The organism is Cytophaga sp. (genome assembly GCF_051961495.1).
Lineage (GTDB): Bacteria > Bacteroidota > Bacteroidia > Cytophagales > Cytophagaceae > Cytophaga.
Map to the genome: position 1 here is coordinate 15,350 of NZ_JBQCDF010000266.1, position 15,215 is coordinate 30,564.

Below are 15,215 nucleotides of genomic sequence, written 5' to 3' on the forward strand. Positions count from 1 at the left end.
AATAAACAACAATGTTATGAGTTCTATAAATAATCTGCATACGAATTCTTCTCATGTATGGAAGAATTATGAGAAGATAGCAATTCGGTTTTTTGCCCTGTTTTTTTTCATTCAGGTTATTCCCCTGGATTGGAAATTCTTTAGAGATCTGTTTTCTTTTCAATGGAATGTATATGATCTCTTTAGTCTGACAAAATATACACCGCAGTTCTTTTCTGCAGAAGGTTATACAAACTGGCTGATTGCGGCTTTGATAGCTGCAGTAGGCACAGTCGCATGGATTAATGTTGAACGCAAGGAAACCAATTACGACAATTTATATTACTGGCTGCGTGTCATTCTGCGTTATCGTTTGGCAATTGGCATCATCGGCTATGGTTTCATAAAATTATTTCCACTTCAGATTCCATATCCTTCATTAAGTAACCTGCATACCAACTACGGTGACTTCTTTGCATGGAAAATATATTTTCATACGGTAGGCATCACCCAAGGCTATGAAATATTTTTAGGCGCAGTTGAGATTCTTGCCGGTATACTTCTTTTCTTCAGAAGAACAGTAACCTTCGGCGCAGGTCTCATTATCGGATTTGTAGGCAATGTACTTGCGGCAAACATTGCATACGATGCCGGTGAGCAGGTATACAGCGCCTACTTGGTATTGATCGCATTATTTTTGTTTGTCTATGATGTACCGCGTTTATATAACCTGCTTGCGAATGAAAAATTTACGCTGGCAAACAAATTCAGACCTGTATTCACTGAAAAGTGGATCGCGAATACCAGACTGGCGCTAAAAGGATCCTTTGCTTTGTTCGTTGTAATTTATGGAATCACTGCTTACGCGAATTATGAAAATGATCCTTACAAAATCCCAAAGACTGCCGGATTAAATAACAGTTATGGTTTTTATAATGTGCGTGAATTTATTTTCAATAAAGATACCATCCCTTATTCAACAACAGATCCAAACAGATGGCAGAATGTTGTATTTGAAAAATGGGCAACCGTAAGTATTAAAATTGCGCGACCGGTAAAACTGGATCTTACCACCGGCGATGGATTTCATGAAAAGGATATTGACAGGAATTATGAATCGGCCGGTGTAGGTGGCAGACACTATTTTGCATACCAGGCAGATACATTAAAGCATACGCTCTTGCTTGAAAATAAAAATAAAAATCATGCTGGTGAGCAATACAAGCTCAGCTATACACAGCTCAATGATTCTACAATTGTTGTGAAAGGCGTATCAGAGAAAAATGATTCTATATACGCAGTACTGGATAAGATCAATAGAAAATATATGCTGTTTGAAGGCCGTAGAAAGCCAGTGAAACTGTAATTGAAACCTGACAACTAACAAACGCTCAAGAAATGAATGCAACGTTTTTGACTCAACCTATGGTAACACTGCCTTCAATAGATTATGAAGGTAAAAGCAAATCAACACAGTCTGCTCTGTCAGATTCATCGGACTGGAAAGGGTATGAAAAGACTGCATTCCGAATTACGTGCATATACGTGTTGTTTCTTTGTCTGCCTTTGTATGTTGAATGGTATATCTATTTGTCGTATGTTAATCTTTCGGAGCTGAATTGCAGGGATCTGTTTATTATATCTACCTACCGGACAATTGAGTTTGTGAAGATCAATACGGAGAGCGGAAGGTGGGGTATTGCCAGTTATGTGAATCTTGCCATCCCGCTTGCGATTTCTATTGTAGCAGGCTTGGTCTGGTCTGCGTTGGATAAAAAAACGAAGAACTATGACCAGCTATATTATTGGATACGCGTGATTGCAAGGTACAGAGTAGGCATAGGTATTGTAGCCTGGGGGTTCCGGAAACTTGTTCCCGGTCAAATGGTGTGGCCAACAACAGGTATACTGAATACACCCTTCGTCGATTTTCAGGCACAGAAACTTTATTGGCAGTCGGTAGGCATTGTGCCGGGATATGAAATATTTCTGGGGGCCGCTGAATTCATTGCCGGATTCCTGTTACTCTTCAGAAAAACAACTGCTCTGGGTGCTGCGCTTACTGCAGTTGTACTTGGCAATATTGTTATTGCCAATCATGCGTATGATGGAAGTGTGCATGTACACAGCTTTTGTTACACGATACTTGCACTGATTATTTTGTGGAAGGACTTTCCAAACATCTGGAATTTATTGGTGAGGGAAAAAGATGTTTTTCCGCAAACATACTATCCATCGTTCACAGAACCATTGATTAAATACACACGGCTTACACTGATTACATTCGTACACGTGGTATTCGTAGCATTGTTCTTTGTATTGCAGGTAGATGATTATATACATGCACCATATCGTTTGCCGGATACACCGGGGCTTACAAAAGCTCAAGGCGTATATCAGGTAACGGAGTTTAAATTGAATAACAAAGTACGGCCTTATGATCCTCTGGATTCCGTTCGCTGGCAGGATGCCATCTTTGAAAGCTGGTCTACAATTTCCTTTAAAGTAAATCGCACAGCTGTCATGGATCAATCAAATGGTGGCGGCTATTCTAAAAAAGATGTTGAGCGCACCTGGGAACTTGCAGGTATAGGTGGCGGCAGGCGATATTTTTATTACGAAGCAGATACAGTTAAGCAGGAACTGCGCCTCTTTAATAAAAATGAAAAACATAAAAAGGAAACACTTACACTTCATTACAACAGACCAACGGATACACGTATTGTATTGACCGGTGCCAATGAATTTGAAGACTCTCTTTATGTAGTATTGGACCGGGAAGAGAAAACCTATCCGGTTATTGAAAACCGTGACCACACTGCTGTGTGGCGGCCATAATCTAAAATAAACCGCTGGTATTATGCTTCAGGAATATCCAAATATAGATGTAAATCCGGTCGATACCCGGTCGTCACAAACAGATGAAAAGAAAGGTTCCGTTTCAAAACCGGTTCCTGCGAGAAGATCCTGGACTAAAAACGAAAAATTTATTTTTCGTGTAGCGTTCATATTTGTACTTGTCTTTTCTATACCAACGGATACCGGCTGGTATGCCAAACTCTTTACACTCGATTATGCTCATCTTAATTACCGGCATTTAAATTCTCTTGTTGCATTTTTTAATCCGCACTTTATCAATCACTATTCTGAGAGCGGCTTCTTTGGCTTATATAGCTACGTGAATCTGTTATTGTTTTTCGTTGTTGCTCTAATTGGTGCCGGTATATGGACCGTCCTGGACAAAAATCGAAACGATTACGATATACTCTATTACTGGGCGCGTGTTGCAGCACGTTACCGGATTGCATACGGCGTGATTGCCTGGGGCTACAAAAAAGTATTTGTCATGCAAATGCCTTTTCCGAGTGAAGGCCTGTTAAATACAGAGTTTATAAACTTCTTTGCGAAACGTCTGTATTGGGAGTCACTTGGTATTGTTCCTTCCTATGAAGTATTCCTGGGTTTTGCGGAATTCATTCCGGGAGTATTGTTACTGTTTAGAAAAACAACAGCGCTTGGTGCTGCGCTGACAGTAGTGGTATTGGGAAATGTTGCTATTGCCAATCACGCCTATGATATTGGTGAACAGGTACCAAGCTTCAGTTTATCTTTACTGGCCTTTTTTGTTCTTTGGTATTATCTGCCATCGATCTGGAATTTGCTCGTTCATGAAAAGGATTCGCAGATCGTGTCTTTTGTTCCGGCATTTCGGTATAAATGGCAAACATATTTAAAAAGAAGCATTCAATATACAGGTAATTTTATTTTTGTTTTTTTATTCGGTGCGTTTGAAATATATGCTTATACACACAACGATTTCTATAAAATCCCGAATACACCGGGTTTGACAAATGCTAAAGGATATTATCAGGTCACTGAATTCCGCTTGAACGGTAAACTTGTTCCGTATTCGCCATTAGATTCTATTCGTTGGCAGGATGTTTCGTTTGAAGAATTTTCTTCCATGAGCTTTCGAGTTGCCAACAGGCCGCAGCAGATTCAGATGTTCGCAGCAGGAAGCTATCCACGCTTCGGCGAACATTATGATTATAAGTGGAAGTTTCATCCCAAAGGCGATGAGCGTCGCTATGAAACCAACGAAGACAAATTTGATCCTGAAAAACGTGATATAAATATCAACTGGGAATTTTCAGGTTTGGGAAGTGAACGCCATTGGTATTATTACAAAGCCGACACGATCAATCAGGTTTTATACCTGCAGCATAAAAACAGACATACCAGAAATCTTAAGCAAGTACTGCATTACAGCAGGCCAATAGCATCACGTATTATATTATCCGGTACGAATGAATTTAACGATTCTATCTACGTTGTTTTAGATAAGCAACAAAAACAATATCCCGCTATTAACAGATACAATAAAAACGGGAACACATCTTATTCCTATTAAAAAATAAAAAGCATAAATATATGTCAACACTTATTGAAGAAGCTCCGGTAGAAACATCCAAGTCTGCCGCTGCGCCATGGAGAGGTTATGAAAAGGTATCCTTCCGGATTGCATTCATCTTTTTCTTTTTGTTAACCGTTCCTACAGATATAGATTATTACAGGAACTGGTTTACAACCGATTGGGCACATCTGCATATTCGTGATCTGGGCAAGCTGGCAGGCTCATCATTTGCGCCTTTTAAAATTGCGGAGAACCATCCCGGTGAAGGCGATCGCGGTTCGTTGCAGGAGAAAGCACATGGTTTTTTTGTCATTCATTCTGAAAGCGGAAACTTTGGCCTGGCAAGTTATGTCAATTGGGGTGTAGCGTTGCTGATCGGAGTCGGCGGTGGTTTGATCTGGACGCTCGTCGACAAGAAGCCGCGCAATTATAGGGTGTTGTACTACTTTCTTATTGTCGCCGTTAGTTATGCCATGCTCATACGGCTGGAAGGGCTGACATTCTCAAAAGTATTTCCAACACAGATGCCTGCATTGGCAGAAACACAGCTCAATACAAACTTTGGTGATTTTACTCCGCAGAAATTATACTGGATACAATTAAGTTTTGTACATAACTATGAAACTTTTATCGGTCTTGCTGAACTTGCGATCATGCTGCTTTTGTTCTTCAGAAAGACCAGAGCGCTTGGTGCAGCCATGGCACTCTTTATGATTGGAAACATTGCCATTGCTAACCACGTCTATGACGGCGGTATTCATTTGGCCGCAGCCTTTTACGCTTTGGGTGGTACATTTGTATTGTGGCGCTATATTCCTGAAATATGGAATCTGCTCGTTCGTGAAAAGGATACAGCACCACAGGTATATTATTTTCCTTTTGAAAAAAAGTGGCAGCAATACCTGCGCATCGGTTTTAAGACGGCAGTGTTTGCCTTATTCTTTGTGGCAAGTGCTTACCTGCATTGGGATAATTATAAGCATGACTCCTACAAAGTTCCATCCAGACCGGGACTCGACGGGTCCAAAGGTCTGTATGAGGTAACTGAATTCAAACTGAATAATAAGCTATTGCCTTATTCTCCATTGGATTCTGTAAGATGGCAAAATGTTACGTTTGAAAAATGGTCAACGATTTCTTTTGCTGTAAACAACACATTCCGTATTCATGGAGAAGCGGGCAGGGGGAAACAATTCAAGGATGTTGACCGCACATATGAGTCAGCCGGAACAGGCGGCGGTCGTCGTCATTACTATTATGAGGCGGATACGGTAAAACATACCCTTCACCTGTTCAATAAAAATAAAGTGTATAAAAATGAAGAGCTGGTTTTTCAATATGAAAGGCCTACACCAAACCGCTTTATACTTAAAGGACAAAATGAGTATAAGGATTCTGTTTATATCGTACTGGATAAAAAGGTTGATAAAACATATCCTTTATATGAAGGCCGTAACCAGGCTGCCATCTGGAATCCATAAGTTTTAACACTTAAAACTATGACATCTCATAATACATTCGGACAGATTCCTGTGCAGCAGGCGCCGGTAGCACCTGTACCGTGGAAAGGATATGAAAAGTTTGCTTTTCGTGTAACAGCTGCTTTTGTTGTATTGATCTGTTTCCCTTTCAGTACACGTTTTTATGCGAACCTGTTGCGCATAGACTGGGTTGAATTTAACTGGAACAGTCTCGGCGGTATAGCAACAAGCTTCGGAGCACCTGAATTTATTGATCTGCCGTTTGAAGATATCTGGGAGCTGTATAGTTATATCAATGTTTTCCTGACAGCTGCTCTTGCTGTAGGTATTGGCGCTGTGTGGTCGCTCATCGATCGCAAACGGACAGAATATAATACCTGGTATCATCTGATTCTTATTGTTGCGCGTTACCGACTGGCCTTTGGTATTATCGCCTGGGGGTATAAAAAGTTTATTCCCATCCAGATGGAATTGCCAAGCATAAGTTTTCTATATACACCGTTTGCAGATTTCAGCGAACAAAAATTATACTGGCAATCTGTTGGTATTACACAGGGGTATGAGATCTTTCTTGGTTTTGCAGAAGTGTTATGCGGCCTATTACTTTTGTTCAGAAAGACGACTGCGATAGGCGCAGCTTTAACCGCAGTAATTCTATTCAATATTGTAATCGCCAATCATGTATATGATGGCATGGTACACGTACATAGTTTTACATTTACTTTGCTGGCAGTTATTATTTTATGGCAGTACCTGCCAGATATATGGAGATTGCTCGTAAAGGAACAAAACGTAACCCCTGCCTATACGCACGTTGATTTTTCAAAAGCTTGGCAGAAGAACACACGCTGGGTGTTGAAATCAACGGGCATAGCCATCTTTGTTTTCTTCCTGCTATTCCTCCATTGGATCGACGATCTGGGCTACAGGTATCCGCACAATCACCCGGGTTTAAAAAATACTGCGGGCTTTTATCACGTGACAGAATATAAACGCAACAATAAAATAATTCCATATTCTCCTCTCGATTCAGTACGTTGGCACGATGTGGTATTTGAAACCTGGTCAACCATGGCAATCCGTTTAAACAGACTGCAGCAGATGGATATAGAGAATACCGGAAGAGAAACGAAAGAGAGCATCAGCAAACGATTCGAATTCAGAGGTGTTGGCGGTGGCCGGCATTACTTCGATTACAAAGCAGATACAGTAAATCATATACTTTACCTGACCAATAAAAACAAAGCCCACCGCGATCAGAAGCAGGTATTGCATTATAGTAAGCCAACAGAGAAAAGGATTGTTTTATCAGGGATTAATGAATTCAAGGATTCAATCTATGTAGTACTTGATAAAGTAGAACAGAAGTACCCTTTGTATGAAGGACGTGGTAAACCTGTTGTTGCTACTGCTGTCGATTAATAAACTAGCAGGCATTTCATGAATAAATACGAATACGATGCAGTTGTTGTTGGATCCGGTCCGAATGGATTAGCGGCAGCTATTACCCTGCAGCGCAAAGGTCTTTCTGTGTTGGTACTTGAAGCGAAAGATACGATTGGCGGCGGACTTCGTACCAAGGAATTAACCCTTCCGGGATTCAGACACGACGTGTGTTCGGCTATTCATCCCATGGCTGTAGGTTCGCCTTTTTTCGCAGGATTACCTTTGGAGGAATTTGGATTGCAGTTTGTACATGCGCCTATAGCCGCGGCACATCCATTTGATTCAGGCGAAGCTGCAATCCTTTCACGTTCACTTGAATTAACAGCCGACTCATTGGGCATTGATAGAAATGCTTATTTGAAATTAATTGAACCATTGGTTAAAAGCTGGACCAATATTGCTCCGGATGCCATGGGGCCGTTGCGCTTTCCCAAATATCCCTTGCAAATGGCAGCATTCGGGCTCAACGCATTGCGTTCTGCTGATTGCATTTCACAACGGTTCAAAACAGAAAAAGCAAAAGGTCTATGGGCCGGAATGTCTGCGCATGCCATTCAACCTCTTACCAATTGGGCTTCCGCAGCGATCGGTCTGGTATTGTCTGCTGTGGGGCATATACACGGATGGCCCATTCCCGTTGGCGGCTCCCAGTCCATTGCAGATGCACTTGCTGCTTATTTCATTTCATTGGGCGGAAAGATCCAGACAGGAATAGAAATTACTTCACTGAAACAAATTCCTTTTGCAAAGGCCGTATTATTTGATGTAACACCCAAACAATTACTCAACATTGCTGAAGAAGAATTTACCCCATTTTATAGAAAACAATTAGAGCGGTACCGCTATGGTATGGGTGTATTTAAAATTGACTGGGCGCTGAGCGACCCCGTTCCTTTTAAGTCGCCATCCTGTAGACAAGCTGGTACGGTACATCTGGGGAATACCTTTAAAGAAATCGCCTTAAGCGAACATCTTTCTTCTTCGGGAGTTCATCCGGAAAAGCCTTTTGTGTTGCTTGCCCAGCAAAGTAGTTTTGATCGTACCCGTGCGCCCGAAGGCAAGCATACAGTATGGGCATATTGCCATGTTCCAAATGGTTCAACGGTTGATATGACCCAGGCAATTGAAAAGCAGGTTGAACGATTTGCTCCGGGGTTCAGGGATACGATCCTGGCGAAACAAACCATGAATACACATCAGATCCAGGCATACAATCCGAATTATATTGGCGGTGATATCAATGGCGGCATCATTGATATTCGCCAATTGTATACGCGGCCTTCGCTGAGCCTTTCTCCTTACCGTACTTCCAAGGCTGGCATCTATATATGTTCTTCATCCACACCTCCGGGCGGAGGCGTGCATGGTATGTGCGGGTATCATGCCGCACAAACGGTAATGAAAGATCTTTTCAATTAAAGTATACTAGTATAAAAATTTGTATGACACAAACAGAGAAAAATGTAAGAATAGCATTGCATGAAGATTGGGTAGTAGTAATACTTGGTTTTCTGGTTATTGGTGCAGCGTTGCTGCATATCATACCGGCACCGCCTTCTTATTCATGGAGCAATGCCGGTGAGTTAACAGCTAAAATACTGACCGGAGAAAACTTTTATAAAATAGGAATTCAGTTTGTGTTTGTATTGTCAATTGCCGGCGTTGGATATTTTCTGAACAACAAACCGCTGCAGTCATTTCTTACAATAGTATTTCCGGTATTGTATGTATTAACGATTATTGCGCTGATCATTTCCGGTTATAAAGGAATGAAGGATCTTGGCCTGGAGGCTGTTATTTTTAGCTTATTGATTGGGTTACTGATCCGGAATATTTTAGGTGTGCCGGAATGGTTCCGTTCGTTGCTGAATGGAGAAGTGTTTGTAAAGATCGGCCTGGTACTGTTGGGTACCAGTGTTATTTTTCGTGATATTCTGAAAGCCGGTTCACTTGGATTGATACAAGCCTTGCTAGTAGTAGTCAGCGTATGGTATTTCGCTTACTGGCTTTGCCGCAAGTTGAAAATTGATGATGAACTTTCGTTGATGATTTCGAGTGCTGTTTCTATATGTGGCGTATCTGCGGCTATTGCAACAGCAGGTGCCATAAAAGGAGATACAAAGAAACTTTCCTATGTAGTTTCGCTGGTGCTCGTAACCGCTATCCCTATGATGATCTTTATGCCCCTGCTGGCAAATTATCTTGGCTTGTCTCAGGAAGAAACCGGAGCCTGGCTGGGTGGTACCATTGACACCACTGGTGCAGTGGTAGCTTCCGGATCATTGGTAGGGGAAGTTGCATTAAAGATCAGTACAATCGTTAAATTTTCGCAGAATGTATTATTGGGCGCTGCTGCATTCGCAATCAGTATCTACTGGAGCTATAATAAAAATGCAGCATCAGGGGTTCAGGTAGAGAAACCAACACTGAATCTGATCTGGGAACGCTTTCCTAAATTCGTATTGGGTTTTGTTGCGGCATCTATTCTATTTTCATTTATACTTTCTTCCGATAAAGTTGCGGAAGTAAAAGATGGATTGAAAAATATTCAGTTGTTGTGGTTTGCACTGGCATTCACCAGCATCGGACTTGAAACGAAATTTTCTGATTTATTCAGTCAGGAAAGTAAAAAGCCTTTGATTGCATTCTTAATTGCGCAAAGTTTTAACATTGTCGTTACACTTATTATTGCAGTACTATTGTTTAACTAATCAGACGAATTATATGAAAAAGTTTATCGTATGTTTTTTGTTATTGAGTAGCATTTCAGTTGTTTATGCACAAAACTGGACACTGGACAAGTCACACTCAAAATTGAATTTCACAATTGTTCATTTAGGTATATCTGAACAGGAAGGAAACTTTAAAAATTTTACCATCAAACTCACTTCCGCGAAAGAAGACTTTTCTGATGCTGTGATAGAGCTGAGCGCTGATGTGAATTCTATTGATACGGATAATACCAGCCGTGACGAACATTTAAAAGGTACAGATTATTTTGATGCAGCTAAATTTCCTGCATTGACCTTTAAAAGCAAGTCCTTTGAAAAGGTAACAGGCAATACATATAATCTTACAGGAGATTTAACCATAAAAGGAGTTACCAAAACAGTTTCTTTAAATGTTACTTACATAGGTTCTACCATCAATGCTAAAACACAAAAGCGTGTAGCAGGCTTTAAGCTTACTGGTGTTATTAACAGGATTGATTTTGGTGTTGGCAAATCCAGCGCTGCACTTAGTGATCAGGTGTCTATTGTAGCTAACATTGAAGTTATTAAAGACTGAAGAATTGTATATGAAACGCTTACTTGGTTTAAGTATACTGCTATTGCTGGCATATACCGGTTCATATGCTCAGAGTATTTTGAAGGCAGGAGATAAAGCGCCCGCATTTAAAGCTCCTAATCAGAATGGTAAGATCGTATCCCTGGATGATTATAAAGGACATAAAATAATTTTGTATTTCTATCCAAAGAATAACACTCCAGGCTGTACAACAGAGGCCTGTAACCTGAGAGATAACAGTGATTCATTAGCTTCGCAAGGGTATATAATCCTTGGGGTCAGTACCGACAGTATTTCATCACATCAGAAGTTTAGTAAACAGTATAATTTACCATATGATTTATTGGCCGATACAGACGCTACAATAAATAAAGCATATGGTGTCTGGATTTTGAAAGAGAAAAATGGAAAAACCTTTTATGGTACTGCACGCAAAACGTTCGTCATTAATGAAGCAGGCATTATAATCCGCATTATCGATGCTGTACAAGTAGACAATCATGCTGCCCAGATTTTAACGGAATAGGAATAAACGAGCTTGTGCTGATAGTAAAAAAATAGCTACGTTTGTGAATAGTTCAAACGTAGCTGCTGAATAAAAATACCATACTAAAAAAATGATTAAAATATTCAGACACAATTTTGTAATCAGCGCTGATAAAAGTATTTATACTAAAGAAGATGACAATGCTGCCTAATAATACGCTAACAACTGTTCGATTGATTTTTGAAGCTGCCAGTGATGTGAACGGGTAAGCGATTATGCCACCAATAATCAAACCCAGGATTGCCTGCCATCCGGAAAATTTCCCCAAATAGATAAATGTTACTGCGGCCGACATGGCAACAAAAAATTCTACAATGTTTACTGAACCTACAGTAACAGAAGTTACTCTTCCTTTTTGTAATAAGTTAGATGTTACAATCGGTCCCCAGCCCCCGCCGCCAATAGAATCAACAAATCCGCCAAGCACAGCCAACCAGCTGATTCGTTTGACTCTCCTTTTCTCCAGGGGTTTTCTGAAGGGCTTGAGTAAGATTAAAACACCAAGCAGTAATAAATAAAGTGCAATAAATGGTTTGATGATATCATTATTCAATATGGCCGATAACAGCCAGGCTCCTAGTACAGACCCTGCAATGCCAGGTATCAAAAGACTTCTGAATAATTTTTGATTCAAACTTTTAAAACGAAGGTGTAAAATGCCCGACGCACCGGTATTAAAAGACTTTGCAATATGTACCGTTGCACTCGTATATGCAGGAGTGAGGCCTAAGCCCAGTAAAAATGAACTGCAGGCTACGCCATAACCCATTCCGAGTATGCCATCCAGCAATTGTGTGGTTATTCCAATACCAATAAATAATAAAAGATCTTTTGTGAATACTGTGCTGATGAAAGATAGTAATGTGTTTGAAAAATTAACCTGGTCAAGGCCTATCGTGTACGAAATAAAAAATGCCAGCGCTACCCAGACAACTGTAGCCCCGGCTAAAAATTTTATATATGGACTTCTTGAATTAAGTCTGTTAATCGTTTGGTTGAATTGTGAATTGGTTTCACTATTAGCTTCCTGTTGTTCCAGCGCATGAATCTCATCCTGCAGTTGATACAGGTCCATTTCATCTACACCGAAGGCCCCTTGCGGGAACCGTTCAATTTCATTTTCTTCCGTATTGTTTTTTTTATTCATAGCTGGGTAAGTATTTTAATTATTTGTCGTTCGAAACGGATTGGTTACTTCTATAAAATCACCTTCCATTTTGGAGAGTTCTTCCGATTTGAAATGACTTTTGATTTTATGCAGGTATTCCCACAAAGGCTCATAATATTTATGCTGTGTTTGCTTTTGAAATTCTTCGATCGTAACACGATTATTGTTTTTTAATAATAATGACCATGCGATGAAGAAATAGGAAATGGGAAGCTTACTTCCTTCCAGCACAGTTCCGCTACGTAACGTTGTTCTGAATTTGCATGAGTGGCATTGAAACTGGCTTTTACCAGCCAGCCAGTAGTGCTTTGTGTGACCGCATTTCTTGCAGGCGATACCTTCTTTTATCCGTAATTTTTTGAAAGCTTCTATGGCATTTTTTTCATCTGTGAAGACATTGTTCCATGTAGTGTTCTGCGTCATATGTGTACCGTTTATGTAAAAGCGATTATAGTTCAAATATAATAAACTATATAATCTCTATCATTATAGTGGAGTATATTTTTAGTGGTAGGATATCCAGAATTAACCGAATGGAGGACGAGCTAAAATGTTTGATTTAGCTGCATTTAGAGGCTTTTCAAGTATATAATTTTCACCAGGAACAAAAACGAACAATAAAATTGGGTACTATTCCCAAAATGGAATTTTATACATGCCGAAGAAAACCACAAGAAAATATTCCTTAAAAAATGACTACATTTTACAAAGAGCGGACAATTTGTTTTTGTCTGCCGATAAATATTTGAACTGAATCATATGAAGACAGAATTGGAAAAAATGCTTTCAGGGGAGTTGTATCTGGCGACTGATCCCGTTTTACTGGAGATGCGTAACAGAGCACGCGCATTATTTATGGAATATAACACGACTTTGAACGAACAGGTACAGGAACGCAAAGCTATTTTGGAAAGCCTGCTCGGCGGGCTTGGTGACAATATCGATATTCAGCCGCCATTTTTTTGTGATTACGGTATACATATCCGGCTTGGAAGCAATGTATTTATAAATTACAACTGCACGATTTTGGATTGCGCGAAGGTAACATTAGGTAATAATGTTTTTGTAGGTCCGAATGTAAGTCTGTATGCGGCCTACCATCCGGTCGTGGCATCAGAACGGATCAAAGGACCGGAGCTTGCAAGCCCGATCACGATAAAAGATAATGTATGGCTTGCAGGAAATGTAGTGGTGTGCCAGGGAGTCACTATTGGTGAGAATACCACCATTGGCGCTGGAAGTGTTGTAACAAGAGATATCCCCGCCAATGTATTTGCAGCAGGTAATCCGTGCAAAGTTATCAGACATCTGGAATCTTAAAATCGGATAACGGTTAGCCCACCCCTCCAAGGGTATTGAGTTTAGATTTGATTATTCTTATAACACCAAACCCTTGGAGCGCTGATTTATGAAAATGTTTTTTGAATCTTTAAGATGCAAATGCTTAAGGCATTGCTGTTACCTGTTTCTCCAGTCCTTCCGGCACACCTGATTTATCAGCTTTCCATTGGTTGATATAATCCAGCGCCTTTTGTTTTTTGCCTTGTTCCATCAGGAGTAAAAGCAAATTGTTTTTTGCCTGCATGAAAGCCGGTGCTATCCGTGTACATTCTTCCAGGTAAGATTCCGCTTTTTCTTTATTGCCTTTTTCAAAATTCACTTTCGCAAGTTCAAATACATTGTCGATAAAGCCAGGATGAAGTTTGTCTTCTTTCAGCAGATAATATTCTGCTTTTGGATCTTTGCCGTTTTTATTCAGAAGATTTTTTGCAAAATAGAAATTCGCATAGCGTTCGGTTGAGTCTATCTCCAATGCTTCCCGGATTTCTTTTTCGGAGTCACTGAATTTTCCTTTATTAAAATATTTAACGCCTAACAGTTTGTGTGCATAGCTGGATGAAGGGCTATCCGCAACAGCATTTTCCCAGAACGTGATTTCGTTTTTGAATTTCTGCTGGTGATTGTAGTTGATAATTACAAACACCAGACAAACGCAAATGCCAGACCAGAAGATCATTTTAGCCTGTGCTGCATGTTGATCTGCAAATAAAATGGTTTGCTGAAGTAATAATAAAATACCAATGATCGGTAAATACAAACGGTGTTCGAAAGCCTGTTCGTTTACCTGCGCGGGCACAAAGAATGCCGGCAACAGGAACAACGCAAACCAGCTAAATCCAAAGAGGACCATCTTTTTGTCTGACTGCTTGTTCATGAACAGCAATACACTTAATAAAAGCAATGCCGCTATGCCATATACGATGCTGGTATCAGCCTGCATTGGGAATACAGATAAATTAAATGGCAGCAACGATTTACCAATATAATGGATAAATAAAGGCAATCTGTTTATAAAGCCGGTTGCGTATTCGGATAAAGTAGGTTTGATAACCGGTTCAATGGAAATACTCCGCATATAAAACCATACAGCGCCCAATACAAACCACCCGGCAATAAATAGTATATATGTTTTAATGGATGATTTTGTAAATAACAACAGATAAGCGATACACATGACAGGCAGGATAACGCCTGATTCTTTGGTATACAAGGCAAGTGCCAAAGCAAGAAAATGAACAGGCAGCCAAAACCATTTTTCCGTTTCATAATACCGGATAAGGCTGATGAAGCCTGCCAGTACAAAGGTTGTAAGCATGGAATCGTTTCTTCCCGGAATCCATACAACTGCTTGTGATAATACAGGATGTACCGCGAATAGCAAGGTAAGAATGAAACTTACATCGTTGCGGAATTTGAATACCTTGAAAAGCTGGTATACCAGTGCACAGGAGGTAAGATGGAAAAATAAGTTGGTAAGATGGTAACCAAATAATTTCCCTGTTATGAGTCTGTTGAACATGAAAGATACCATCAACAGATCGGAAGAGCACA

13 protein-coding genes are annotated in these 15,215 nt (G+C 40.2%); 10 read left to right on the plus strand and 3 right to left on the minus strand.

Annotated features, from left to right (window positions below; genetic code table 11):
• The first annotated feature begins 16 nt into the window (after positions 1-16).
• The 9 genes from ACTHJT_RS14700 to bcp are packed head-to-tail and all read left to right on the plus strand — an operon-like array spanning position 17 to position 11,134.
• Positions 17-1,345 carry a DoxX family protein gene (locus tag ACTHJT_RS14700; RefSeq protein WP_440239528.1) on the plus strand — a complete coding sequence of 443 codons (1,329 nt, stop codon included), beginning with the start codon at positions 17-19 and terminating at the stop codon, positions 1,343-1,345.
• Positions 1,346-1,377: 32 nt separating this feature from the next.
• Positions 1,378-2,817 (plus strand): hypothetical protein, encoded by a 1,440-nt coding sequence (locus ACTHJT_RS14705; protein ID WP_440239530.1) that lies wholly within the window; start codon positions 1,378-1,380, stop codon positions 2,815-2,817.
• A gap of 22 nt (positions 2,818-2,839) precedes the next feature.
• Positions 2,840-4,390, plus strand: coding sequence for a hypothetical protein (locus ACTHJT_RS14710; RefSeq protein WP_440239532.1), 1,551 nt, complete (start codon positions 2,840-2,842; stop codon positions 4,388-4,390).
• Between the two features lie 20 nt (positions 4,391-4,410).
• On the plus strand, positions 4,411-5,874 hold the full coding sequence (locus ACTHJT_RS14715) for a hypothetical protein (protein WP_440239534.1): 1,464 nt from the start codon (positions 4,411-4,413) through the stop codon (positions 5,872-5,874).
• Between the two features lie 18 nt (positions 5,875-5,892).
• The gene (locus ACTHJT_RS14720) at positions 5,893-7,296 is read left to right on the plus strand and encodes a hypothetical protein (protein WP_440239536.1); all 1,404 of its coding nucleotides are present in this window, start codon (positions 5,893-5,895) and stop codon (positions 7,294-7,296) included.
• A gap of 18 nt (positions 7,297-7,314) precedes the next feature.
• Positions 7,315-8,739: a phytoene desaturase family protein gene (locus ACTHJT_RS14725; protein ID WP_440239538.1), complete on the plus strand. Its 1,425-nt coding sequence runs from the start codon at positions 7,315-7,317 to the stop codon at positions 8,737-8,739.
• 23 nt (positions 8,740-8,762) lie between these two features.
• Positions 8,763-10,031, plus strand: coding sequence for a YeiH family protein (locus tag ACTHJT_RS14730; protein ID WP_440239540.1), 1,269 nt, complete (start codon positions 8,763-8,765; stop codon positions 10,029-10,031).
• A 13-nt stretch (positions 10,032-10,044) separates the two neighbouring features.
• Entirely contained in the window at positions 10,045-10,608 is a 564-nt protein-coding gene (locus tag ACTHJT_RS14735; protein ID WP_440239542.1) for a YceI family protein, read from the plus strand.
• Between the two features lie 10 nt (positions 10,609-10,618).
• A complete protein-coding gene (bcp, locus tag ACTHJT_RS14740) occupies positions 10,619-11,134 on the plus strand; it encodes a thioredoxin-dependent thiol peroxidase (protein WP_440239544.1) in 516 nt (171 codons plus the stop codon).
• Positions 11,135-11,186: 52 nt separating this feature from the next.
• On the opposite strand, the gene ACTHJT_RS14745 is transcribed toward bcp, so the two are convergent.
• A complete protein-coding gene (locus ACTHJT_RS14745) occupies positions 11,187-12,302 on the minus strand; it encodes a sulfite exporter TauE/SafE family protein (protein ID WP_440239546.1) in 1,116 nt (371 codons plus the stop codon).
• Positions 12,303-12,317: 15 nt separating this feature from the next.
• Positions 12,318-12,746, minus strand: a complete 429-nt coding sequence (locus tag ACTHJT_RS14750) for a transposase (protein ID WP_440239548.1) — start codon at positions 12,744-12,746, stop codon at positions 12,318-12,320.
• 336 nt (positions 12,747-13,082) lie between these two features.
• On the opposite strand from ACTHJT_RS14750, the gene ACTHJT_RS14755 reads away from it, so the two are divergent.
• Positions 13,083-13,643: a sugar O-acetyltransferase gene (locus tag ACTHJT_RS14755; protein WP_440239550.1), complete on the plus strand. Its 561-nt coding sequence runs from the start codon at positions 13,083-13,085 to the stop codon at positions 13,641-13,643.
• 124 nt (positions 13,644-13,767) lie between these two features.
• Here ACTHJT_RS14755 and ACTHJT_RS14760 read toward each other — a convergent pair.
• The coding region (locus ACTHJT_RS14760; protein WP_440239552.1) for a glycosyltransferase family 39 protein at positions 13,768-15,215 on the minus strand (1,448 nt) is incomplete at its 5' end.